At 71.7% G+C, this 21,803-nt stretch carries 24 protein-coding genes; 16 read left to right on the forward strand and 8 right to left on the reverse strand.

What is annotated here, in order from left to right; translation table 11 throughout:
- Window positions 1-226 precede the first annotated feature (226 nt).
- The 3 genes from nrdR to pyrE all read left to right on the forward strand — a co-directional run bounded on the left by nrdR (window position 227) and on the right by pyrE (window position 4,292).
- Complete coding sequence (gene nrdR, locus O7634_RS17305; protein ID WP_278151153.1) at window positions 227-727, forward strand: transcriptional regulator NrdR; 501 nt, start codon at window positions 227-229, stop codon at window positions 725-727.
- Between the two features lie 32 nt (window positions 728-759).
- Window positions 760-3,654, forward strand: coding sequence for a vitamin B12-dependent ribonucleotide reductase (locus O7634_RS17310; protein WP_278151154.1), 2,895 nt, complete (start codon window positions 760-762; stop codon window positions 3,652-3,654).
- Between the two features lie 113 nt (window positions 3,655-3,767).
- Window positions 3,768-4,292, forward strand: coding sequence for an orotate phosphoribosyltransferase (gene pyrE / locus O7634_RS17315; RefSeq protein ID WP_278151155.1), 525 nt, complete (start codon window positions 3,768-3,770; stop codon window positions 4,290-4,292).
- 115 nt (window positions 4,293-4,407) lie between these two features.
- Here pyrE and O7634_RS17320 read toward each other — a convergent pair whose 3' ends face one another.
- Complete coding sequence (locus O7634_RS17320; RefSeq protein WP_203150194.1) at window positions 4,408-4,617, reverse strand: DNA-binding protein; 210 nt, start codon at window positions 4,615-4,617, stop codon at window positions 4,408-4,410.
- A gap of 120 nt (window positions 4,618-4,737) precedes the next feature.
- Here O7634_RS17320 and O7634_RS17325 point away from each other — a divergent pair, with 120 nt between their 5' ends.
- The 3 genes from O7634_RS17325 to O7634_RS17335 are packed head-to-tail and all read left to right on the forward strand — an operon-like array spanning window position 4,738 to window position 5,320.
- Window positions 4,738-4,926, forward strand: a complete 189-nt coding sequence (locus O7634_RS17325) for a hypothetical protein (protein ID WP_278151156.1) — start codon at window positions 4,738-4,740, stop codon at window positions 4,924-4,926.
- Window positions 4,923-5,141 (forward strand): hypothetical protein, encoded by a 219-nt coding sequence (locus tag O7634_RS17330; RefSeq protein ID WP_278151157.1) that lies wholly within the window; start codon window positions 4,923-4,925, stop codon window positions 5,139-5,141. The genes O7634_RS17325 and O7634_RS17330 overlap by 4 nt, the downstream gene beginning before the upstream one ends.
- Complete coding sequence (locus tag O7634_RS17335) at window positions 5,138-5,320, forward strand: hypothetical protein (protein ID WP_278151158.1); 183 nt, start codon at window positions 5,138-5,140, stop codon at window positions 5,318-5,320. Before O7634_RS17330 ends, O7634_RS17335 begins: the two co-directional genes overlap by 4 nt.
- Before the next feature lie 116 nt (window positions 5,321-5,436).
- Here O7634_RS17335 and O7634_RS17340 read toward each other — a convergent pair whose 3' ends face one another.
- The gene (locus O7634_RS17340; RefSeq protein WP_278151159.1) at window positions 5,437-5,748 is read right to left on the reverse strand and encodes an NIPSNAP family protein; all 312 of its coding nucleotides are present in this window, start codon (window positions 5,746-5,748) and stop codon (window positions 5,437-5,439) included.
- An 85-nt stretch (window positions 5,749-5,833) separates the two neighbouring features.
- Between O7634_RS17340 and O7634_RS17345 the strand changes: the two genes are divergently transcribed.
- Complete coding sequence (locus tag O7634_RS17345) at window positions 5,834-6,403, forward strand: sigma-70 family RNA polymerase sigma factor (RefSeq protein ID WP_278151160.1); 570 nt, start codon at window positions 5,834-5,836, stop codon at window positions 6,401-6,403.
- A 16-nt stretch (window positions 6,404-6,419) separates the two neighbouring features.
- Window positions 6,420-7,385 (forward strand): CU044_5270 family protein, encoded by a 966-nt coding sequence (locus tag O7634_RS17350; protein ID WP_278151161.1) that lies wholly within the window; start codon window positions 6,420-6,422, stop codon window positions 7,383-7,385.
- A 29-nt stretch (window positions 7,386-7,414) separates the two neighbouring features.
- On the opposite strand, the gene O7634_RS17355 is transcribed toward O7634_RS17350, so the two are convergent.
- Entirely contained in the window at window positions 7,415-8,527 is a 1,113-nt protein-coding gene (locus tag O7634_RS17355; protein ID WP_278151162.1) for an FAD-dependent monooxygenase, read from the reverse strand.
- A gap of 126 nt (window positions 8,528-8,653) precedes the next feature.
- Here O7634_RS17355 and O7634_RS17360 point away from each other — a divergent pair, with 126 nt between their 5' ends.
- Entirely contained in the window at window positions 8,654-9,589 is a 936-nt protein-coding gene (locus O7634_RS17360; RefSeq protein WP_278151163.1) for a DUF2332 domain-containing protein, read from the forward strand.
- Window positions 9,590-9,675: 86 nt separating this feature from the next.
- On the opposite strand, the gene O7634_RS17365 is transcribed toward O7634_RS17360, so the two are convergent.
- On the reverse strand, window positions 9,676-10,617 hold the full coding sequence (locus O7634_RS17365) for a MerR family transcriptional regulator (protein ID WP_278151164.1): 942 nt from the start codon (window positions 10,615-10,617) through the stop codon (window positions 9,676-9,678).
- 33 nt (window positions 10,618-10,650) lie between these two features.
- Window positions 10,651-11,505, reverse strand: a complete 855-nt coding sequence (locus O7634_RS17370) for an alpha/beta hydrolase (protein WP_278151165.1) — start codon at window positions 11,503-11,505, stop codon at window positions 10,651-10,653.
- A 67-nt stretch (window positions 11,506-11,572) separates the two neighbouring features.
- On the opposite strand from O7634_RS17370, the gene O7634_RS17375 reads away from it, so the two are divergent.
- Window positions 11,573-11,827, forward strand: a complete 255-nt coding sequence (locus O7634_RS17375) for a DUF5522 domain-containing protein (protein WP_278151166.1) — start codon at window positions 11,573-11,575, stop codon at window positions 11,825-11,827.
- 100 nt (window positions 11,828-11,927) lie between these two features.
- A complete protein-coding gene (locus tag O7634_RS17380) occupies window positions 11,928-12,476 on the forward strand; it encodes a hypothetical protein (protein ID WP_278151167.1) in 549 nt (182 codons plus the stop codon).
- A 19-nt stretch (window positions 12,477-12,495) separates the two neighbouring features.
- Here the strand turns inward: O7634_RS17380 and O7634_RS17385 are convergent, their stop codons facing one another.
- The gene (locus O7634_RS17385) at window positions 12,496-13,185 is read right to left on the reverse strand and encodes a metal-dependent transcriptional regulator (protein WP_278151168.1); all 690 of its coding nucleotides are present in this window, start codon (window positions 13,183-13,185) and stop codon (window positions 12,496-12,498) included.
- A 101-nt stretch (window positions 13,186-13,286) separates the two neighbouring features.
- On the opposite strand from O7634_RS17385, the gene O7634_RS17390 reads away from it, so the two are divergent.
- Genes O7634_RS17390 through O7634_RS17400 form a run of 3 tightly spaced genes read left to right on the forward strand, consistent with a single transcriptional unit; the run spans window position 13,287 to window position 17,949 of the window.
- Window positions 13,287-14,147 (forward strand): sulfurtransferase, encoded by an 861-nt coding sequence (locus O7634_RS17390; protein WP_278151169.1) that lies wholly within the window; start codon window positions 13,287-13,289, stop codon window positions 14,145-14,147.
- A gap of 48 nt (window positions 14,148-14,195) precedes the next feature.
- A complete protein-coding gene (locus tag O7634_RS17395) occupies window positions 14,196-15,377 on the forward strand; it encodes an acetoin utilization protein AcuC (protein WP_278151170.1) in 1,182 nt (393 codons plus the stop codon).
- Window positions 15,378-15,393: 16 nt separating this feature from the next.
- Window positions 15,394-17,949: a bifunctional GNAT family N-acetyltransferase/acetate--CoA ligase family protein gene (locus O7634_RS17400; RefSeq protein ID WP_278151171.1), complete on the forward strand. Its 2,556-nt coding sequence runs from the start codon at window positions 15,394-15,396 to the stop codon at window positions 17,947-17,949.
- Window positions 17,950-17,959: 10 nt separating this feature from the next.
- Here O7634_RS17400 and O7634_RS17405 read toward each other — a convergent pair whose 3' ends face one another.
- Window positions 17,960-18,367, reverse strand: a complete 408-nt coding sequence (locus tag O7634_RS17405) for a VOC family protein (RefSeq protein ID WP_278151172.1) — start codon at window positions 18,365-18,367, stop codon at window positions 17,960-17,962.
- A 106-nt stretch (window positions 18,368-18,473) separates the two neighbouring features.
- Window positions 18,474-19,478: an RNA polymerase sigma factor SigB gene (gene sigB / locus O7634_RS17410; protein ID WP_278151173.1), complete on the reverse strand. Its 1,005-nt coding sequence runs from the start codon at window positions 19,476-19,478 to the stop codon at window positions 18,474-18,476.
- Between the two features lie 239 nt (window positions 19,479-19,717).
- On the opposite strand from sigB, the gene O7634_RS17415 reads away from it, so the two are divergent.
- Both O7634_RS17415 and O7634_RS17420 read left to right on the forward strand, forming a co-directional pair.
- Window positions 19,718-20,506, forward strand: coding sequence for a sporulation protein (locus O7634_RS17415; RefSeq protein WP_278153994.1), 789 nt, complete (start codon window positions 19,718-19,720; stop codon window positions 20,504-20,506).
- 263 nt (window positions 20,507-20,769) lie between these two features.
- The gene (locus tag O7634_RS17420) at window positions 20,770-21,735 is read left to right on the forward strand and encodes an IS30 family transposase (protein ID WP_347404255.1); all 966 of its coding nucleotides are present in this window, start codon (window positions 20,770-20,772) and stop codon (window positions 21,733-21,735) included.
- The last annotated feature ends 68 nt before the right edge of the window (window positions 21,736-21,803 follow it).

Consider the following 21,803-nt stretch of genomic DNA (forward strand, 5'->3'; position numbering starts at 1 on the left):
CGCCGGACACGCCGGCCAACTTGACCGGGCTTCCCCGGCGACATACGGTCGACCCCTAGATGTAGTAGTGACACGGGCGTAAGTTGCCTACAGGTTGGGTCCGACTACCGACCGCACTCCCGTAAGGTTGATCACGGCGGGCGCCACGAGCGCGGGGCACCGTCGTGGTGAGTCGTGCCCGGGTGCGTCCGGTTCGGCGTGGTTGATCATGATTAGGGGGTCCGCGATGCGGTGTCCGTACTGCCGGCACGCCGACTCCCGGGTGGTCGACTCGCGCGAGGCCGACGACGGCCAACTCATCCGGCGGCGGCGGTCCTGTCCGGAGTGCGGCAAGCGGTTCACCACGGTCGAGGAGGCGGTCCTCGCGGTCGTCAAGCGCAGCGGGGTGACCGAGCCGTTCAGCCGCACGAAGATCATCGGCGGGGTGCGCAAGGCGTGCCAGGGCCGGCCGGTCGACGACGACTCGCTCGCGCTGCTCGCGCAACGGGTCGAGGAGACCGTCCGGGCCAAGGGGGCCGCCGAGATCCCCAGTCACGAGGTGGGCCTGGCGATCCTGGGTCCGTTGCGCGACCTGGACGAGATCGCCTACCTGCGGTTCGCCAGTGTCTACCGTTCCTTCGACTCGCTTGCCGACTTCGAGCGCGAGATCGAGACGTTGCGGGCCGCTGCGCGCGCCCGGGAGCAGGACCGGGCCGACGCGGTTGACGCCGCCGGCCGCACCAGCTGAATCTGCACGGATTTTCGAGAGATCAAGACGCGGTGGCTGACCGCGTAGACGAGGGGGGCAACGGCGTGACAACGAGCCGTTCACGGGGCAAGGCAGGCGTGGGGCTGAAGATCGACCGGGTGTGGACGACCGAGGGGGTCCACCCGTACGACGAGGTCAGCTGGGAGCGCCGGGACGTCGTGATGACGAACTGGCGGGACGGCTCGATCAACTTCGAGCAGCGGGGGGTCGAGTTCCCCGAGTCGTGGAGCGTCAACGCGGCCAACATCGTCACCACGAAGTACTTCCGGGGCGCGGTGGGGACCCCGGAGCGGGAGTGGTCGCTCAAGCAGCTCATCGACCGGGTGGTCACCACCTACCGCACCGCCGGTGAGGAGTACGGCTACTTCGCCAGCCCGGCCGACGCCGAGGTCTTCGCGCACGAGCTGACCTGGATGCTGCTGCACCAGGTGTTCAGCTTCAACTCGCCGGTCTGGTTCAACGTCGGAACCCCGTCGCCGCAGCAGGTCAGCGCCTGCTTCATCCTGGCCGTCGACGACTCGATGGACTCCATCCTGGACTGGTACAAGGAGGAGGGGCTGATCTTCAAGGGCGGCTCCGGCTCCGGCGTCAACCTGTCGCGCATCCGTTCGTCCCGTGAGCTGCTGTCCTCCGGCGGCACCGCCTCCGGCCCGGTCAGCTTCATGCGCGGCGCGGACGCCTCCGCCGGCACCATCAAGTCCGGCGGCGCGACCCGTCGGGCGGCCAAGATGGTCATCCTCGACGTGGACCACCCGGACATCGAGGAGTTCGTGGTCACCAAGGCGCGCGAGGAGGACAAGATCCGCGCGCTGCGCGACGCCGGGTTCGACATGGACCTCGGCGGTTCCGACATCGTCAGCGTGCAGTACCAGAACGCCAACAACTCGGTCCGGGTCTCCGACGAGTTCATGTCGGCGGTGGAGAACGGCAAGGGCTTCGACCTGCGCGGCCGGCTGGACGGCTCGGTGATCGACACCGTCGACGCCAAGAAGCTGTTCCGGACCATCTCCCAGGCCGCCTGGGAGTGCGCCGACCCGGGCCTGCAGTACGACGACACCATCAACGACTGGCACACCTGCCCGGAGACCGGGCGGATCACCGCGTCGAACCCGTGCTCGGAGTACCTGCACCTGGACAACTCCTCGTGCAACCTGGCCTCGCTCAACCTGATGAAGTTCCTCCGTGCCGACGGTGGCTTCGAGGTGGAGAAGTTCGTCAAGTCCGTCGAGTTCGTCATCACCGCGATGGACATCTCGATCTGCTTCGCCGACTTCCCGACCGACAAGATCGGTGAGACGTCCCGCGCCTACCGTCAGCTCGGCATCGGCTACGCCAACCTGGGCGCCCTGCTGATGGCCTCCGGCCTGCCGTACGACTCGGACCAGGGGCGCTCGGTCGCCGCCGCGATCACGTCCCTGATGACCGGCACCGCGTACCGTCGCTCGGCCGAGCTGGCCGGCGTCGTCGGCCCGTACGACGGTTACGCCCGCAACGCCGAGCCGCACAAGCGGGTCATGCGCAAGCACGCCGCCGCCAACGACGAGATAAAGCCGACCAGCCCGGTGGCCACCGCGATCGTTCGCGAGGCGACCAAGCAGTGGACCCAGGGCAACAAGATCGGTGACAAGAACGGTTGGCGCAACGCGCAGGCCAGCGTCCTCGCCCCGACCGGCACCATCGGCTTCATGATGGACTGCGACACCACCGGCGTGGAGCCGGACCTGGCGCTGGTCAAGTTCAAGAAGCTGGTCGGCGGCGGCTCGATGCAGATCGTCAACCAGACGGTGCCGCGCGCCCTGCGCAGCCTCGGCTACCCCGAGGAGCAGGTCGAGGCCATCGTCGAGCACATCGCCGACCACGGCCACGTGGTGGACGCCCCGGGCCTCAAGCCGGAGCACTACGCGGTCTTCGACTGCGCGATGGGCGAGCGGACGATCGCGCCGATGGGTCACGTGCGGATGATGGCGGCCATCCAGCCGTTCGTCTCCGGCGCCATCTCCAAGACGGTCAACATGCCGGAGGCGGCCACCGTCGAGGACGTCGAGAAGATCTACTTCGAGGGTTGGAAGCTCGGCCTCAAGGCGCTGGCGATCTACCGGGACAACTGCAAGGTCGGCCAGCCGCTCTCCGTGGCCAAGAACAACAAGGCCACCGAGCCGGCTGCGGTCGAGGCCGCGCCGGCCGCGGTCGAGAAGGTCATCGAGTACCGGCCGGTGCGCAAGCGCCTGCCGAAGAAGCGCCCGTCCGAGACGGTCAGCTTCTCCGTCGGCGGCGCCGAGGGCTACCTGACCGCGTCGTCCTACCCGGACGACGGCCTCGGTGAGGTCTTCCTGAAGATGTCCAAGCAGGGCTCGACCCTGGCCGGGGTGATGGACGCCTTCTCGGTGGCCATCAGCATCGGCCTCCAGTACGGCGTGCCGCTGGAGACGTTCGTCAGCAAGTTCACCAACATGCGCTTCGAGCCGGCCGGCATGACCGACGACCCGGACGTGCGGATGGCGGCCTCGGTGATGGACTACATCTTCCGTCGCCTCGCGCTGGACTTCCTGCCCTACGAGCGCCGCGCCGAGTTGGGCATCTTCACCGCCTCGGAGCGGGCCGCCCAGCTCCGCGCCGAGGCCGACGCGGAGGCCGCCGTGAGCGGTGCGGACCTCACCGCGATGGCGTCCTCCGCGCCGGTGGAGACCCCGGCCAAGCCCGAGGCCGTCGCCCAGCCGGCACAGGAGGTGGCCGACGTGGCCGCCGCCAAGCCGGCCCCGGGCGTGGGTTCCAGCACCGAGTTGCTGGAGGCCGTCATCGGCAAGGCCGCCGACGCACCGCTCTGCTTCACCTGCGGTACGAAGATGCGCCCCGCCGGAAGCTGCTACGTCTGCGAGGGCTGCGGCTCCACCAGCGGCTGCAGCTGACGTACGCGACGAAGGGCGCTGCCCCGGCCTCCCTCGTGGAGGTCGGGGCAGCGCTCTTTGTGGCCTCAATGCAGAGGTTGGTTGACGGCCGGGAAGGGTGCGAGGCTCGTCGCGTGACTTCTCCCCTTGCGCGTCGCGTCTACGAAACGTGTCACCTGACCGGATCGTTCCGCTTGCGCTCAGGTCAGACGAGCGACGAGTACTTCGACAAGTACCTATTCGAGGCACAACCTGGCCTGTTGTGTGCGGTGGCCGAGGTGATGGTCACCCTGCTGCCAGAGTGTGACGTGCTGGCGGGGATGGAGATGGGCGGCATCCCGATCGCCACCGTGATGTCGCAGCTGACCGGGCTGCCGACCGCGTTCGTCCGGAAGCAGGCGAAGGAGTACGGCACCGGCAAGGCCGCCGAGGGCGCCCCCGTGGTCGGCCGGCGGGTGGTGGTGATCGAGGACGTGGTCACCACAGGCGGCGCGTTGCTGGCATCATGCCGCCAGCTGCGGGCCGGCGGCGCGATGGTCGAAACGGTGGTCTGCGCTATCGATCGCGAGCAGGGCGGGCGTGAGAATCTGGCGGCCGAAGGGCTGCGCTTGCACGCCGCCCTCACCCGTCGCGACCTGGAATCGTCCCCGCCGGGCTGATCGTCTGACAAGCCAGCTGCTTCACCGCCGTGCCATGCGCCCCGGGAGTGCCGCCCCGGCCGAGGCGCTTCGGGTGCGGACCGAGGGGTTCGTCGTGGCGTGGCGAGCTACCGGATCAGCGGTCTTCGTCGCCTTCGGTGGGGCGTGGCGGGCGGTTGTGCTTGGCCCACTCGTCGACCTCGTCCGCGTCCCAGATCGTCGTTCCGATCAACCGGGCGATCGGCTCGGGGAAGCCCGGTCGGCGGGTGATCTGGAGGACCCGCTGCCGCGACACGTTGAACAGGGCGGCTAACTCACCAGGCCCGTACAAGCGCGGTCGCTTCACGGCCTGAAAGTAGGCGTATCTAAAGCTTGACTATTGCCACTTACAGATTGACAAGTGAGGGAGAGGTGGTGTGTGGTGGAGTAGTCCATACCAGGCGACAGCAGATCGTCAGGAGGCCAGGTGCCGAAGCACGTGCCGTACGACGACTACCTGCTGGCCGTGGCGCTGACTCTGGCGCGCCGGCACCGTCCGGTCTGGTCGTGGAGGCATTGGCGGCGGATCTGCCGCTGTGGGGCGGATCTGCCGTGCCGTGCCCGCCACCGCATCCCGATCCGCCGAGGCTTCTGGCCGGGGGAGGAGCAGGAGTGACCACGCACGCCCCGGTCCTTCCGCTGTGGATCTGCGGTGGCTGCGACTCACTTTGGCCCTGCCGGACCCGGCGCACCGAGCTGGTTGCCGAGTTCGACGGCGCACCTGTGTCGTTGGCCCTCTACATGGGGTCCTACCTGATCTGGGCGGCCGAGGACCTGACCTGGGTGCCCGCCGGGCTGCTGCATCGGCGCTTCCTGGGCTGGATCCGGTGAGCCTGATCCGGCGGGGTGACGAACGGTTCCACCACAGCGACAACTCGCACAAGTGGATCCCGCCCGAACCGGACCACGACCAGGAGGTCTGGACCGAGATGGTCCGGCAGCACCAACTCCAGCACCTGGAGGAGGTCTCCAGCCGCAGGAAGCCCTCTCGATCATTTGATGCTGAGTAGTTGCAGGCGAACCGGGCTGACTACTCAGCATCAAATGATCTTGAATTTGGCGGCGGAACGCCCTACTGGCTCGCGTTCGACGATGCCGGATCACCAGGGCGGTTTGCCCAACGGAGTCAGTCGGTCGGCAGCAGCGGTCGCATGAACGTTCGCTCGTACCGCACGACACAACCCGACTCGTCGCGGATGCGGTCGGCGGCGACGAACTCCGGGTCGTCGCCGAACCGGGCGCGGTAACGCTCGTAGGCCGCCAGGCTCTCGAAGCTGAACAGCGCCTCGGCCTTGTCACTGGCGCCCTCGGCGGGCAGGAAATAGCCATGGTGCACACCACCGTGCTCGGCCACCAACCGCATCCATGTTCGGGCGAAGTCCTCGAACGCGTCGATCTGCGCGGGGTCGATCGTGTAGTGCACGACGCAGGTGATCATTCGATCACCATAGGGGAGTGCCTCGGTAACACCTGTGCTCCGCCGTACGAAGAAGGGGTGTGAGGGTTACGAGGGAGGGCTGCCGGTGAGTGAGCCGAGCCAAGTCGACGACGACATCTCCGGCATCGGTGCCGATCCGGTCGCCTTCGAGGTCTTCTACCGCCGGCACCTGGAGGCGGTGGGCCGGTTCGTGGCGCGGCGGGTCGACGATCCACACCTCGCCGCGGACCTGACCGCCGACGTGTTCCTGGCGGTGATCGAGTCGGCGGCCGGCTACCGGCCGGATCGGGGGAGCCAGATCGGCTGGCTGTACGGGGTGGCCCGCAACGTCATCGGCGACGAGCGACGTCGGGCGGCCCAACGGTTGCGGGTGCACGGCCGCCTGGCCGGACGACGCGACCTCGGGCCCGATGACATCGCCCGCATCGAGGAGCGGATCGACGCCGAGTCGGCCGCCCGGCGTACCTGTCGGGCGTTGGGCGAGCTACCCGAGGGCACCCGGACGCTTGTCGAACTCGTCGCGGTGGACGGCCTCACCGTCGCGGAGGCGGCGACGGTGCTCGGGATGTCGCCGGTCGCCGCCCGGGTGCGCCTGCACCGGGCCCGCCGTGTCGTCCGCGCCGTGCTCGCCCGACCGGCCGCCACCCTCGCTTGATGAGACGGAGCTGACGATGAACGAGACCGAACTGTCGCCGCGGGGTTTCGAGGAGCAACTTCTCCGGGACCTGACGGCACACGTCGCCCAACGGGCCGAGGTGGTGTCGGTGGCCCGTCCGGCCCGACGCCGTACCCGGCTCCTGGGCGGTTGGCGTCTCGCCGGAGCGTTCGGGCTGGCGGTGACGCTGACCGTCGGCGCGCTGGCGGTGCAGACGATGAGGGTGGGCGAACAGCCGCCGCCCACGGCGAGCGCGTCGGAGATCTTCCGGCTGGCCGCCGACGCCGCCCGGCAGCAGCCGGAGCTCACCGCACGGCCCGACCAGTACGTCTTCACGGAGTCCCTGGCGACGTTCCGCGAGCTGCCGGCCAGCGGCCCGTACCGAACCATCCGGAACCAACTGTGGCAGTCGGCCGGCGGAATCGCGTACACGCAGGGACGTTATCGACCGGAGACCGATCCGAACGGGTGGAGCGAACTGAGGGTGCTGCGCATCGACGATCCCGACGATCCCGAGAAGGAACTCGACGCGTTCCAGCCGCCCGCGTACCACGGTGACCTGCCCACCGATCCGGACGAGCTGTTTCGATACCTTCGGGAACACCCGGTCGACCTGCATCTCTCCGAAGGCGCCGACGAGGAGGCCGTCTACGGGGACGAGAGCATGGCGTACACGACCGCGCGGTCGATGCTCCGCGGTTACGTGCCGCCCCGGACGCTCGCGGCGCTGTTCGAGGTGCTGGCACGGCAGCCCGGAGCGGTCGTCATCTCGGGCGACGTGGTGGACGCGGCCGGCCGTCATGGGGTGGCGATCCGGATGCCCGGTGTCATCGGGGGCAACATGGACCTCATCTTCGACCGGGACTCCCACGTCTACCTCGGCACCCGAGGGTCGGTGATACGCGACGGCAAGGAGTCCCTGTACGACGCCGTCGCGGTGCTGCGTATCGCCATCGTCGACCGGCCGGGCCAGGTGCCCTGAGCGACGACGGGCCCGCAGGGCCGGACCGGTCAGGGCTGGGTGAACAGGGGACCGTAGTTCGAGCGGAACATCTGCTCGCCGAGCCGCCGCATGACCAGGTCACGCAACGCGGGTGGGAGCCCGGTGGCCCGGTCCCGCCGGTGGGTCTGGCTGAGCACCCAGTCGGTACGCGGGCGACGCCGCGCCTCGTACCCCCGCAACGCCTCGGCGACGGAGTCGGCGGCGGCCAACGACGATGCCAGCACGACGGCGTCCTCCAGGGCCATCGCCGCTCCCTGGGCCATGTTCGGCGAGGTGGCGTGGGCGGCGTCGCCGATCAGCAGCACCGGACCCCGGGTCCAGGAGTCGAGCACGACCTCCTGGTTCGGGCCGGCGTGCACTGTGCTGTCGTCGTGGTCGAGGGCCTTGAGCATGATGGCGGCCGGCTCGGTGAACGTCGCGGCGACGTCGTCGCGCCAGCCTGGCCGATCGACCGCCGGGCCGTCGTTGTAGTAGCAGTACGTCTGCTCGGCGCTGATCGGAATGGTCAGGAACTGCCTGCCGCGCCCCAACTGCACCGACCAGAACGGTTCGTCGTCGATCCGGGGCGCCACCCACCGGTACGCGTACTGGCCGAGGTCACGGGCCGGGTGGCCGTCGAAGGCCAGCCGGCGGACCGCCGAGTGCACCCCGTCCGCGCCGATCACCAGGTCGTACCGTCCGGCACTGCCGTCGTCGAACTCGACGGCGATCAGATCGCCCTCCCGCGCGAGCGCCACCGGTTGGCGGCCCCAGCGGATCGGGGCGTCGGCGACGCCGGCGAGCAGCGCCCGGTGCAGCAGTGCCCGGGGCAGTGACACGCACGGCCCGACGCCCTGCCACAGCGCGGCCACGTCGATGTCGAAGAGGCGCCGGCCCCGCTGGTTGGCGCTGCGCTGACGCCTGATCTCCACGGCGACGTCGGCGACCGGTTCCCGGAAATTGAGCACGTCGAGCACCCGTGTCGCGTTGCCGGTCAGGTAGATGCCGGCGCCGGAGTCGGTCGGCCCGGAGGCCCGTTCGACCACGTCGACGGTCGCGCCCCAGTCCCGCAACGCGGCAACCGTCGCCAGCCCGGCGACGCCCCCGCCGACGATCAGTACCCGGACACCAGTTCCCCGCACGACCCGGTCCTCCCGTCAACATCACCCCGCTGAGCTGCTGCTCAGAGCGCCGACCGAGGCAGCACTCTACGAGGCGCGCCGGAACGGGGGCTGAACCGGCGGAAAAAGGCTGCGAAGATCACGCTCATGACAACCGCCGAGGCGTACGTCGAATTCGCCAGCCGCGAGGCGCACGGTGTCTCGCCCGCGTACGAGCGTCTGTCGCTGGCGGTGTCCCGTGACGACGAGCTGCTCGCCCTGCTCGACCGGCTCCCGCCGGGCAAACGGCAGCCGAACCTGCTGTTCGGCGTCGTCCGCTGGCTCGGTGGCCCGGTCGACGACCCGGCCGCGTTCCACGACTACGCCGTGTCGCACTGGCCCGCCGTCGAGGCGGAGCTGCTCACCCGGGCCACCCAGACCAACGAGGCCGGCCGGTGCGCGCTGCTGCTGCCGGTGCTCGCCGCGCTGCCGCAGCCTCTCGCCCTACTGGAGGTCGGTGCGTCGGCCGGCCTCTGCCTCTACCCGGACCGGTACGCGTACCGCTACGGCGAGCACGGTGTGGGTTCGGGCGAGCCGGTGCTGGAGTGCGCCGCCGACGGGCTGACGCCGCCGACCCGCGTACCCGATGTGGTGTGGCGGGCCGGCCTGGACCTCAACCCGCTCGACGTGACCGACGGCGGCGACGTGTCCTGGTTGGACGCGTTGATCTGGCCGGAGCAGGAGCACCGGCGGGACCGGTTGCGGGCCGCGGTGGCGGTCGCGGCGGCCGACCCGCCGCTGCTGGTCCGCGGCGATCTGGTGGACGACCTGCCGGCGCTCGCCGCACGGGCGCCGGCCGGCGCGACGCTCGTGGTGTTCCACACCTCGGTCCTCTACCAGGTGCCGCCGCCACGCCGGGAGGCGTTCGCCCGGCTGGTCCGCGAGCTACCCGGGCACTGGGTCGCGATCGAGGGCCCGGACGTGCTCCGGTACGACGGGCTGCCGACCCCGCCGAGCGACGCGCTGCACAACGTCCTCGCCCTGGACGGCCGGCCGCTGGCCTGGACCAGGGGGCACGGCCAGGCGATGACCTGGTTCGGCTGAGCGCGCCGACGTGTCACGCCGCACCGTGACGCGCGCCGACGTGTCACGCCGCACCGTGACGCGCCCGACGTGTCACGCCGCACCGCTCAGCCCGTCGGTTCGGGCAGCCGGGCACGCAGGGCCTGGAGGAACCAGTCCACCGCCGGTGTCACCGGAACGCCTGTCGACCAGCCGTTGACGACCGACAGCAGGTCGAGGTACCGGTCCCGACGGGGATCGTTCGCGACGGTCAGCCGGTCCCACAGCCACCGGCGCAACGCGGCGTCGTCGGCTCGTCGGTGCAGCCGCGCGTACCGGTCGGTGGCCGCCGCGACCACACCGTCGGCCTCCGGACCGAACGGATCGAGACCGGCCGCGAGGGCGGGGGCCACCACGTCCCGGACCACAGCGACGGCGTCCGGGCGGGGCAGCCCCGGGACGTCGTGGTCGGCGGCGTGCTGCCGGGTCAACCGTCGCATGCTCGCCCGGAAGGTGGGGTCCCGGCACAGCTCGGCCAGCTCCAACCATGCCTCGATCTGCGCGGTGGTGGGGTCCTCGGGCAGCTCCGGCGTCATCGACACCAGCACACCCGAACACGCGGGCCGGTCACCCAGGTCGGCGAAGAGCGTGCCGAGGAAGTCCTCGACAAGCTGCCTCCGTTCCTGGGCGGTGAGCCGGGCCAACCGGTGCAGCTCCTCCATCTCCGCCGGCCCCGCCCCGCGTCGCGCCGCCAACGTGAGCACCGCCTGGCGCAGCCGGAGCACCCGGATCTGCACCGCCACCGCCTCGGCGTGCGTGGCGGCCACCTCGCGCAGCGGCACCTCATGGTTCACCACCCGCCGGATGGCGGCGAGATCCACGCCGAGGTCGCGCAGCGTACGGACCAGCTCCAGCCGGGCCACGGCGTCCGGACCGAACCGCCGGTAGCCGGCCGGGCTCCGGTCGGTCGGTGGCACGATCCCGCTGTCGGCGTAGTACCGGATTGTCCTGACGCTCAACCCGGTCCGCCGGGCCAGGTCACCGATCGTCTGTCGCGTCTCCCCGCTCATGCCCCCACCCTCGTGTCTCCCTCCGGTGGAGACTCAAGCCGCCGCCGGGCCGGCGAGGAAGGTCGTGATCGTCGCGGTGAACGCCTCGGGGTCGTCCAGCCACGGGTAGTGCCCCGCGCCCGGTTGAACGACCATCTCGGCGTGCGGAATCAGCTCCTCGAGCTGCGCCACCAGGCCCGGCGGCGCGCCCAGGTCAACCTCACCGGCGAGCAACAGCACCGGCTCTCGGCGCACGGCAAGCGCGGCACGGGTGGCCGGCGGGTCGAAGGCGCCGTCGGCGCCGAAGATCCGCGCCGCCTCCTCGTTGCGCTGACCGGGCTCGGCCGCCTGGTGGGCCCTCGCCGCCTCGTCCCACCGGCCGTAGAAGAACGGCGCGATCTCCTGCCAGGCGTCGGCGCTGGCGCGGCCCGCCACCATGGCGTCCAGCGCCGCTGCCGCCGCCGGGAACCACGGCTCGCCCACCCGGGCCCGGGTGACCTCCTGACGCAGGGCGGCGGTCGCCGTCAGACCGACCGCCCGGGTGCTCGGGGTGACCAGCGCGAGCCGGCCCACCCGCTCGGGGTGGCGGGTCGCGTACTGGAGTGCCACGTTCGCCCCGGCGGAGTGCCCGAGCACGTCCAGCCGATCCAGACCCAGATGCCGGCGCAGTGCCTCCACGTCGTCGACCAGCCGGTCGCAGCGGTAGGTGGAGACGTCCGCCGGGACGGCCGAGTGGCCGGTGCCGCGACTGTCAGGAATGACGAGCGTCCGGTGTACGCCCAGACCACCGAGGTCACCGAGGTACGCCGAGTCGCGCATCGGACCGCCCGGCAGGCAGACCAGCGGATCGCCGCCGCCGACGGTCCGGTAGGTGAGGCTGGTTCCGTCGGCCGCGGTGAACGAGGTCATGAGCACACCGTGTCAGGGCCGGCCGTCCAGCGGAACCCGTTCCCGGTGGCGTCCCTAGACTGCTGCGGTGAGCGGAGAGCGGAAACCCCTGGCCGACCGGCCGCTCACCGAGCCGCACCCGTCCCGGCTGCCGCCCGAGCACCCCGACCGGGCCGGAATCCTCGCCGCGCACGCCGCCGCGCTCGCCGCCGGGGAGGCCGGCTACCTGGACCCGGCGAGCGGGTTGTTCGTGCTCAGCGCGGCCTTCCTGGCCCGCCGCGGCACGTGCTGTGGACGCGGCTGCCGGCACTGCCCGTACGTGGACGATCCACCGTCCGGATAGGCGTCGGCGAGGGCTTCCGCACGCCACCGACACCCCGTACGGTGTCCGACGGGCATCTGGCGGGCGCCTTGTGCCGTCGGTCGGTTCGAGAGGGTGAAGCGTGCGCGGGCGGATCATGGTCGGCGGGCTGGCGGGGCTGCTGGTGAGCGGGTGCTCCGCCGAGGCCGAGCCGCCACGGGTGCCGCCACCGGTGCCGCCCGCGGTGCAGGCCGCGGCGGCCTCCTCCGGCGGCGCCTGCCGGTTGCTGGACTTCGGGGTGATCGAGCAGGTGACCAAGGTGCGCTTCGACGTGGCGGCAGCCAGCGAGCAGGGCGACACCCACAGCTGTGTGGTCCGGGCTGCGGGCGCGACGCTGCCGGAGCTGACCCTCAGCGTGTCCGAGACCACGATCGACAAGGCCACCTTCGCCGCGGACGTGGTGCCGGACCGGGCGGCGAAGGTCACCGGGCTGGGCCAGCAGGCGTACCAGCGCACCACCGCCTCCGCGAGTGGCCGGGGACCGGGCGCCGAGGTGGGCTGGCTGGCCGCCGATGGCCGACTGGCGACGTTGGGCTGGACCGCTGCGCGGGGCAGCGAGCGTGCGGCGGTGGAGAAGCTGACCGGCAGCCTGACCGCGCTGGCCAAGAAGGTCGACACCCGGGCGCTGTGACGCCTGGGTGCCGCGTGTGTCAGTTGGCGGCGACGAAGACCCGGGAGGCGACCTCGCGGGGGAGCCGGACCCGGTCGCCGGAGCGGTCGATCGACACCCCGTCGCGCTCCTGGGCGACCGTCACGGTGGCGCCCGGGTCGACACCGGCGGCGTGCAACTGGCGCAGCACGTCGCCGTCGGTCTGCACGCTCTCGCAGATCCGGCGGACCACGACCGGCCCGGAGAGGCCGGGGAATGCCAGGTTGCGCTCGCTCTCGCCGATCTCGGGCGTCTCCGCCTCGGGTGAGCCCAACCCCTCCAGACCGGGGATCGGGTTGCCGTACGGCGAGCGGGTCGGCCGGTTGAGCAGGTCGTAGACCCGCTTCTCCACCGCGTCACTCATCACGTGCTCCCACCGGCAGGCCTCTTCGTGGGCCTCCTCGTAGGGCATCCCGATGACGTTGACCAGCAGCAGCTCGGCCAGGCGGTGCTTGCGCATCACGGACACGGCCGTGTTGCGGCCCAGCGCGGTGAGGGTGAGGTGCCGGTCACCTTCGACGGTGAGCAGCCCGTCACGCTCCATCCGGGCGACGGTCTGGCTCACGGTGGGGCCGCTCTGGCGTAGCCGCTCGGCGATGCGGGCACGCAGCGGTGGCACCCCTTCCTCTTCCAACTCGAGGATGGTGCGCAGATACATCTCGGTCGTGTCGACCAGGTCGTGAGACTTCATAGCTTCAGCGGCCCTCCGGTGAACGATGGTACCTCGCCGGCCCGACCGGCAGCCGTCGCCGAACCGCGTGCCGCACGGCCGATTGGTGTTTGATGGTCGCCATGTCCGGTACCCAGGAGCCGCTGGTCGAGGTCGATCGGCTCGGCGTCGAGCTCGACCACGCCGATCCCCCCACCCTGCTCGACGTCCGCTGGCGGCTCGCCGGTCCGCCCGGCCACGCCGACTACCTCGCCGGTCACCTGCCCGGGGCGGTCTTCGTCGATCTGGACACCGCCCTCTGCGGGCCGCCGGGCGCGGCCGGCCGGCACCCCCTGCCCGACCCGGCCGCCCTCCAGGCCGCGCTGCGGGCCGCCGGCGTCCGCGCCGGTCACCCCGTCGTGGTGTACGACGGCGGCGACGGCATGGCCGCCGCGCGGGCCTGGTGGACGTTGCGCTGGGCAGGGCACCGGTCGGTGCGCCTGCTGCACGGCGGTTATCCGGCCTGGGTCGCCGCCGGCCGGCCGGTCTCCACCGACCCGCCGAACCCGCTCCCCGGCGACGTCGTGGTCCGCCCCGGTGAGCTGCCGGTGCTCGACGCGGGGCAGGCCGCCGCGCTGGCCGCCGCCGACGACGCCGTGCTGCTGGACGTGCGGGTGGCGCCCCGCTACCGGGGTGAGGTGGAGCCGATCGACCCGGTCGCCGGGCACGTGCCGGGCGCCGCGAACCTGCCCGCCGGGGAGTACGTCGGCCCGGACGGCCGGTTCGTGACCGCCGACGTGTTGCGGGAGCGGTTCGCGGCCGCCGGGGTGAGCGCTGCGCGCGCGGTCGGGGCGTACTGCGGCTCCGGGGTGACCGCCGCGCAGGCGGTGCTCGCCCTGCACCTGGCCGGCCGTACGGACGCGGCGCTCTACGTCGGATCGTGGAGCAACTGGGTGGCCGACAGCACCCGACCGGTCGCCTCCGGGCCGACGCCTGGCGGCTGACCAGCGCGTGCGGTGGGTGGTTGCCGGGCCTCGTGCGACGATGGGCTGATGTCCGACGACACTGTGGTTGTGTGGGACGAGTCGCTGCTCGCCTACGACATGGGTGACCATCCACTCGACCCGGTCCGGGTGGAGCTGACCATGGCCCTCGCCCGCGAACTGGGCGTCCTGGCCCGGCCCGGGGTACGCGTGGTCAAGCCGGTGCCCGCCGACGATGCCCTGCTCACCCGGGTGCACGACCCGGCCTACCTCGCCGCGGTGCGCAACGCCCCGCGCGACCCGCTCTTCGCCGGCTACGGGCTGGGCACCTCCGACAACCCGGTCTTCGAGGGCATGCACGAGGCCAGCGCGCTGATCGCCGGCGCGACGGTCGTGGCCGCCGAGGCGGTGTGGCGCGGCGAGGCCCGGCGGGCGGTGAACGTGGCCGGTGGCCTGCACCACGCGATGTCCGCCCGGGCCTCCGGGTTCTGCGTCTACAACGACCCCGCGGTGGCGATCGCCCGCCTGCTCGACCTGGGCGCGGAGCGGATCGCGTACGTGGACGTCGACGTGCACCACGGCGACGGGGTGCAGCAGATCTTCTGGGACGACCCCCGGGTGCTCACCGTCAGCCTGCACGAGACGCCGCTGGCTCTCTTTCCGGGCAGCGGTTTCCCCGACGAGACGGGTGGGCCGGGCGCGCAGGGCAGCGCTGTCAACATGCCGCTGCCGCCGGGTGTCGACAACAGCGGCTGGCAGCGGGCGTTCCACGCGATCGTGCCGTCGGTGCTGCGCACGTTCCGGCCGCAGGTGCTGGTCAGCCAGTGCGGCGCCGACGGGCACCGGCTGGACCCGCTCGCCGACCTCAACCTGACGGTGGACGGCCAGCGCGCCACCTACCTGGCGTTGCGTGCCCTCGCCGACGAGCTGTGCGACGGCCGGTGGGTGGCCACCGGCGGCGGTGGGTACGCGCTCGTCGAGGTGGTGCCCCGCGCCTGGACCCACCTGTTGGCGGTGGCCACCGGTCACCCCGTCGACCCGGCCACCCTCACCCCGCCCGCCTGGCGTGACCTGGCCGCCGCGCGTCGCCCCGGCCGGGAGGTGCCGCTGCGGATGACCGACGATGCCGACCCGTCGTACGAGCCGTGGCAGCCCACCGGCGAGCCGAACGCGGTGGACCGGGCGATCGCGGCCACCCGCAAGACGGTGTTCCCGCTGCTCGGGCTCGACCCGCACGATCCGCGGGACTGAGCCGGGGCCGACTCCGGTGACGAGCGTGGACCACCCCGTCGACGTGCTGCTCAGCGACGGCAGCACGGTCCAGTTGCGACCCATCGAGCCGACCGACGCGCCGGGCATCGTGGCGATGCACAGCCGGTTCTCCGAGCGCACCCGTTACCTGCGCTACTTCTCGCCGTACCCGCGTATCCCGGAACGGGACCTGGTCCGGTTCGTCACCGTGGACCACCGGGACCGGGAGGCGTTCGTGGTGCTGGCCGGCGACCGGATCGTCGCCGTCGGCCGGTACGAGCGGCTCGGCCCGCAGGCGCCCGAGGCGGAGGTGGCCTTCGTGGTGGAGGACGCCTACCAGGGCCGGGGCATCGGTTCGGTGCTGATGGAGCATCTGGCGGAGGCCGCCCGCCGCAACGACATCATGAGCTTCGTCGCGGAGGTGCTACCGGCCAACGGGACGATGCTGCGGGTCTTCGCCGACTTCGGCTACCAGGTCCAGCGCGAGTACGCCGACGGCGTGGTGCACCTCAGCTTCCCGATCGCGCCCACCGAGGCGACCCTCGAGGTGCAGCGCGGCCGGGAGCACCGCACCGAGGCCCGCTCGATAGCCCGGTTGCTCGCCCCGCGTGGCATCGCCGTCTACGGCGCCAGCGCCACCGGCCAGGGCGTCGGCGCGGCGGTGCTCGGGCACCTGCGCGACGGCGGTTTCACCGGCGCGGTGGTGCCAGTGCATCCGAGCGCGTCGACGGTGGCCGGGCTGCGGGCGTACCCGTCGGCGCGCGACGCCGCGACGCCGCTGGACCTGGCCGTGGTGGCGGTCCCGCCGTCGGCGGCGACAGCCGTGGTCGCCGACGCCGCGGCCGCCGGGGTGCACGGCCTGGTGGTCATCTCCGCCGGCTTCGCCGAGGCCGGCGCCGAGGGCGCGGCCAGCCAACGGGCGCTGGTCCGCGCGGCGCACGCCGCGGGCATGCGGGTCGTCGGCCCGAACTGCCTGGGGGTGGCCAACACCGACCCGACGGTACGCCTCAACGCCACCCTCGCCCCGGCGCTGCCGCCGGCCGGCCGGGTCGGCATCTTCAGTCAGTCCGGCGCGTTCGGAGTGGCGCTGCTCGCCGAGTCGGACCGGCGTGGTCTCGGGCTGTCCAGCTTCGTCTCGGCGGGGAACCGGGCCGACGTCTCCGGCAACGACCTCCTGCAGTACTGGCAGGACGACAGCGGCACGGACGTGATCATGTTGTACCTGGAGACCTTCGGTAACCCGCGCAAGTTCGCCCGGCTGGCCCGGCGGATCGGCCGCGCCAAGCCGGTGGTCGCGCTCGCCGCACCGGCCCGCCCGGTCGGGGTCTTCGGTGCTGCCGGACCGGACGAGGTGGCGGTGGCCGCGCTGTTCGCCCAGTCCGGGGTGATCCGGGTGGACACCGTCGGAGAACTGCTCGACGTGGGTGTGCTGCTGGCCAACCAGCCGCTGCCGGCGGGCGGTCGGGTCGGTGTGGTCGGCAACTCGTCGGCCCTGACCGGCCTCGCCGCCACCGCGTGCGTCGGGCACGGCCTGACCGTCGCGGACGGCTATCCCCGCGACGTCGGGCCGAGCGCCGGCGCCGCCGAGTTCGCCGCGGCGCTCGCCGAGACGGCCGGCGACCCCTGGGTGGATGCCCTGGTGGTGGTCTTCGCACCGGCCCTGCCCGGCCAACTGACCGACCTGGACGCCGACGTGACCGCCGCGCTGCCGGCCGCCCTCGCGCAGGGCAAGCCGACAGTGGCGACGTTCCTGGTCGGGCGGCTGCCGTCGGGCGTTCCGGCGTACGGCGGCGTGGAGGAGGCGGTGCGGGCTCTCGCCCGGGTGCACCGGTACGCCGAGTGGCTGCGCCGCCCGCCCGGAACGGTGCCCGAGCTGCCCGGCATCGATCGGGACGCCGCGCACACCGCCCTGCGCGCCGACACCACCGACCCGGGCCCGCTGCTGGCCGCGTACGGCATCGACGTGGTGGCCTCGGTGCCCGTCGACTCGGTCGACGCGGCCGTCGACGCGGCCGTACACCTGGGTTTTCCGGTGGCGCTCAAGGCGGCGGCCCCCGGGCTGCGGCACCGGCTCGACCTCGGCGCGGTCCGCCTCGACCTACCCGACGAGCCGAGCCTCCGGCGGGCGTACGCGGAGGTGGCGGCGACGTTCGGCGCGGACGCGCTGGTCCAGCCGATGGTCAGGCCCGGGGTGGCCTGCGTGGTGGAGATGGTGGAGGACCCGGCGTTCGGGCCGGTGGTCGGTTTCGGTCTCGGCGGGGTGGCCACCGAACTGCTCGGCGACCGGGCCTGGCGGGCGGTGCCGCTTACCGACATCGACGCCGCCGAGCTGGTCGACGAGCCCCGCGCGGCGCCCCTGCTGCGCGGGCACCGGGGCGCCGCGCCGGTCGACCACTCGGCGCTGGTGGAGCTGCTGCTGCGGGTGGGTCAGCTCGCCGACGAGCAGCCCCGGGTGCGCTCGCTGACCCTCAATCCGGTGCTCGCCCGCCCGGACGGCATCTCGATCCTGCACGCCGAGGTACGCGTCGGCGGCGCGGCCGTACGCCCCGACACCGGCCCGCGCCGCCTCTGACCGGACCCGTTCAGGCGCGGCTGGAGATCTGCTGGACTCCCCACGAGTTGCCGTCCGGGTCGGTGAAGAACACGAAGCCGACGTTGTCCAGTGGATGCGGCGTGGGCCGCGGGTTCACGCCGACCACCTGGATCTCGCTGACCTTGACCCCACTGTCGACCAGGTGCGCCCGGGCCCGCTCGATGTCGGGCACCACCAGTTGCAGGCCCTTGAGCGAGCCCGGCGGCATGTCCGGTACGACACCCTCGCCGATCACGATCGAGCAGCCCGAGCCCGGCGGGGTCAGCTGGATCAGGCGCTGGCCGTCACCGATCACCGTGTCGTGGTCCACCGTGAAGCCGAGCTGGTCGGCGTAGAACGCCTTGGCGCGGTCCAGATCCGAAACCGGCACGATCACCACTTCCAGCGTCCAGTTCATCAGGCTCTCCTCACGTCGTCGTGGAACCGGTGCCGCTAGCCTCACACACCCGACAGCAGGGGAGGCCCCGGCGAACCGCCGGAGCCTCCCCTGGGAACCGGGTGCCTCAGCAGGCGTACGCCTCGAGGCGCTGGGCCCGCTCCGGAGCGCGCAACTTGAGCAGCGTGCCCTTCTCGATCTGCCGGATCCGCTCCCGGGACAGGCCGAACTCCCGGCCGACCTCGTCCAGGGTGCGCTGCCGGCCGTCGTCCAGACCGAACCGCAGCCGGATGACCGCCTGCTCCCGCTGGGACAGCGTGGCCAGCACGACGCTCACCTCGTTGCGCAGCTCGCCCTGGGCGGCGGCGTCGCCCGCGTCGGCACGGGGATCCACAGCGGCCACGAAGTCGCCGAGGGCGCTCTCACCGTCGTCGCCGACCGCCTGGTCCAGGCTCACCGGCTCCCGGTCGTACGAGATCAGCTCGATGACCTGGATCTCCGGGATCTCCAGCGCGCGGGCGACCTCCGCGACCGTCGGCTCGCGGCCGAGCGTGACCGACAGCTCGCGGCGGGCCCGGACCATCCGGTTGACCTGCTCGACCATGTGCACCGGGATGCGGATGGTGCGGGCCTGGTCGGCCATGGCGCGGGTGATGGCCTGCCGGATCCACCAGGTGGCGTACGTGGAGAACTTGTAGCCCTTGGTGTAGTCGAACTTCTCGACCGCGCGGATCAGGCCGAGGTTGCCCTCCTGGATCAGGTCGAGGAACGCCATGCCCCGGCCGGTGTAGCGCTTGGCGATGCTGACCACCAGCCGCAGGTTCGCCTCCAACAGGTGATCCTTGGCCGCCCGCCCCTCAGCGACGATCAGCTCCAGGTCGGCCCGCAACTCGGCGGAGACCGGGGTGCAGGTGGCGAGCTTCTCGTCGGCGAACAGCCCGGCCTCGATGCGTCGGGCCAGGTCGACCTCCTGCGCGGCGGTCAGCAGCTTCGTCCGGCCGATGCCGTTGAGGTAGGCCCGGACCAGGTCGGTGGAGATGCCGCGCTCGTCGGTGGCGTCCAGGTCGACGAGGCCCTCGACGGTCCCGTCGGTGTCGGTCGTGGTGGCCTGTCGCTTCCGCTGTTCCGTCATCTGCAGGACCATCTCTGTCTCCCCGTTTCCACGTCTGTGCCGTGCCTCCGGCCCAGTGGTGCCGGTGTGAGAACAGCTTGGCGGGCGGGGCGTAAAACGGGAGTGAGGCGATCGGGCACCCGACAGGAATCGGTCGGACCGGTGGTGCGGTGTGTCGTCAGGTCCCGTGCTTGTCGGTGACGGTTACGTTGCGGACGGTCGACCACAGCGGTCGGTGGGGACGAGTGATGGAGGACGGCGTGGTCTTCAAACGGCTGATGAAGGCGATGGGTGTCGGCGGCCCGTCGGTGCAGACGGTGCTGGTCGACCCGAGCTGCCGTCCCGGCGGCCGGTTGGAGGGCCGCATCGAGGTGCTGGGCGGGGAGCACCAGGTCGACATCGACCACGTCAGCCTCGGGCTGGTGACCCGCGTCGAGGTCGAGAGCGGCGACAACGACTACGACACCACGCAGGAGTTCCACCGCCAGCGAATCACCGGCGCGTTCCGGCTGGAGCCGGGGCAGCGCTACGACCTTCCGTTCCGCTTCGACGTGCCGTGGGAGACACCGGTCACCGAGCTGTACGGCCAACACCTGCACGGGATGACGATGGGCCTGCGTACCGAGTTGGAAGTCGCCCGCGCCGTCGACGCCGGGGACCTGGACGCCGTGTCGGTGCACCCGCTGCCGGCGCAGGAGCGAGTGCTCGACGGGTTGCTACGGCTGGGCTTCCGCTTTGCGCGCGCCGATGTGGAGCGTGGCCACATCTACGGGGTACGCCAGACACTGCCGTTCTACCAGGAGATCGAGTTCGACCCGGCACCCCGGTACGCACGCTCGATCAACCAGTTGGAGGTCACGTTCATCGCCGACGCCCGGCAGCTACAGGTGGTGCTGGAGGTCGACAAGCGCGGCGGCGTCTTCAGCGAGGGCCGGGACGCCTTCGGCCGGTTCACTGTCGACCACGCCACCGCCGACAGCACCGACTGGCCGACCGAACTGGACAGTTGGCTCCAACAGTCCCTAACCCGCCGAGGCCTCTTCTCCTAACAGCCCCCCGGCCCTCCGCCCCGCCCCGCCCTCCGCCCCGCCCCGTCCTCCGCCCCGCCCCGTCCTCTCCGCCCGGTTGATCATGAAGTTATGGCCAGGACACGCCGGGTGGTTTCTAGGCTTCAGTGCAACTGATCTTGGTTGGGCTGGGGGTGCTGGTGGCGAGGCCGGGTGTGGTGACGTTTGGGCATCGGCAGGTGTTGGAGCATCTGTGGGGGGCAGGGCGGACGATTTCGCAGATCGCGGGTGTGCTTGGGGTGTCGGTGAGCACGGTCTCGCGGGAGGTGGGCCGGTATCACAGTGCCCGGCATGGGACGAAGAACCCGTTGGGGCGGTCGTTGCCGTCGGGGCGGGCTCGGGCGCCGTATCGGTGGGGGTATCAGGCGCAGTGGGCGCAGCGGCGTGCTGACGCGGCGCGGCGTCGGCCGAAGGCGACGAAGTTGGGGGCCGGGACGCGGCTGCGGCAGGTGGTGCGGGGCAGACTGGCGCGTAGGTGGTCTCCGACGCAGATCGCCGCGTGGCTGCGGGCCATGTTCGCTGACCGGCCGGAGTTGCAGGTGTCTCACGAGACGATCTACCAGGCGATCTACGTTCAGTCGCGGGGCAGCCTGCGGGAGGAGTTGACTCGGCAGGTCGCTCTGCGCTCGGGACGCGCCGACCGGCGTGCCCAGTCGCGGCTGGCGGCAGCGGATCGGGGCCGCCGCCCCTGGATCGGGGACCTGCACATCAGTAACCGGCCCGCCGAGGCCACCGACCGGGCCGTGCCGGGTCACTGGGAAGGTGATCTGGTCATCGGCAAGGGCGGCCGCTCGGCGATCGTGACACTGGTCGAACGCGCCACCCGCTACGTGATGCTCGGCGCGCTGCCGCACGGGCGTGACACCGAAGCCGTCATCGGCGTGCTCACCGACCTCGCCGCCCGACTACCGACGCACCTACGCCGCTCACTGACCTGGGACCAAGGCAGCGAGATGGCCGCCCACGCGGTCTTCACCGTCGCCACCGGCTGCCCGGTCTACTTCTGCGACCCCCACAGCCCCTGGCAACGCGGCAGCAACGAGAACACCAACGGCCTGCTACGCCAGTACTTCCCCAAAGGCAGCTACGACTTCCGCAGCATCAACCAGAGCGGCCTCGACGAGATCGCCCACGAACTGAACACCCGCCCCCGCCAAACACTCGACTGGGCAACCCCAGCCGAACGCCTAGACCACCTCATCGCCGCCTAACGATTGCACTCACCCCTTGACCCCAAGCCGACGTGGTTGGCAATAACTTCATGATCAACGGGGCGGGG

The sequence above is a fragment of the Micromonospora sp. WMMD1120 genome, assembly GCF_029626235.1.
Lineage (GTDB): Bacteria > Actinomycetota > Actinomycetes > Mycobacteriales > Micromonosporaceae > Micromonospora.

Coding starts and splice junctions, on each gene's coding strand:
- O7634_RS17395 (WP_278151170.1), top strand. CDS start 14,196: ATGTCCGACGACACTGTGGTTGTGTGGGACGAGTCGCTGCTCGCCTAC.
- O7634_RS17365 (WP_278151164.1), bottom strand. CDS start 10,617: ATGAGCGGGGAGACGCGACAGACGATCGGTGACCTGGCCCGGCGGACC.
- sigB (WP_278151173.1), bottom strand. CDS start 19,478: ATGACGGAACAGCGGAAGCGACAGGCCACCACGACCGACACCGACGGG.
- O7634_RS17405 (WP_278151172.1), bottom strand. CDS start 18,367: ATGAACTGGACGCTGGAAGTGGTGATCGTGCCGGTTTCGGATCTGGAC.
- O7634_RS17385 (WP_278151168.1), bottom strand. CDS start 13,185: ATGAAGTCTCACGACCTGGTCGACACGACCGAGATGTATCTGCGCACC.
- O7634_RS17340 (WP_278151159.1), bottom strand. CDS start 5,748: ATGATCACCTGCGTCGTGCACTACACGATCGACCCCGCGCAGATCGAC.
- O7634_RS17370 (WP_278151165.1), bottom strand. CDS start 11,505: ATGACCTCGTTCACCGCGGCCGACGGAACCAGCCTCACCTACCGGACC.
- O7634_RS17390 (WP_278151169.1), top strand. CDS start 13,287: ATGTCCGGTACCCAGGAGCCGCTGGTCGAGGTCGATCGGCTCGGCGTC.
- O7634_RS17350 (WP_278151161.1), top strand. CDS start 6,420: ATGAACGAGACCGAACTGTCGCCGCGGGGTTTCGAGGAGCAACTTCTC.
- O7634_RS17360 (WP_278151163.1), top strand. CDS start 8,654: ATGACAACCGCCGAGGCGTACGTCGAATTCGCCAGCCGCGAGGCGCAC.
- nrdR (WP_278151153.1), top strand. CDS start 227: ATGCGGTGTCCGTACTGCCGGCACGCCGACTCCCGGGTGGTCGACTCG.